1 pseudogene is annotated in these 523 nt (G+C 53.0%); it reads left to right on the forward strand.

From position 1 onward, the window contains the following. Positions 1-523, forward strand: a pseudogene (locus tag V5D86_RS09610) (hypothetical protein); the annotation flags it as partial.

Here is a 523-nt window from a genome sequence, read left to right on the forward strand (position 1 = left end):
GATGCATGCGATGCGATCGTTATCGGTGCAGGCGCGGGGCTTTCCACCTCCGCGGGGCTGACCTACAGCGGCGAACGCTTTGAAAAGTATTTCTTTGACTTCAAAGAGAAATTCGGCATCACCGATATGTATTCGGGCGGGTTTTATCCGTTTCCGAATGAAGAAACGCGCTGGGCATGGTGGGCAAGGCATATCTATTTCAACCGCTATATCAACTCGCCCAAGCCGGTGTATGAGAACCTGCTCTCGCTCGTGAAGGACAAGGATTATTTCGTGCTGACCACCAACGTCGACCACCGCTTCCAACGCGCGGGCTTTGACAAAAAGCGCCTGTTCTATACGCAGGGCGATTACGGTCTGTTCCAGAGCGTCGATCCGAAGATCAAAAAGACCTTCGACAACGAAGAATGGGTTGCCAAAGCGATGGAGGCGCAGGGCTTTGTGCGTGATGAAACCGGCTTTTTCACAGTGCCGCAGGATCAGCAGATCAAAATGACGATCCCGACCGCGCTGATCCCAAAAT

Origin of the sequence: Candidatus Methanoprimaticola sp. MG2 (assembly GCF_047501175.1) — an archaeon.
Taxonomy (GTDB): domain Archaea; phylum Thermoplasmatota; class Thermoplasmata; order Methanomassiliicoccales; family Methanomethylophilaceae; genus Methanoprimaticola.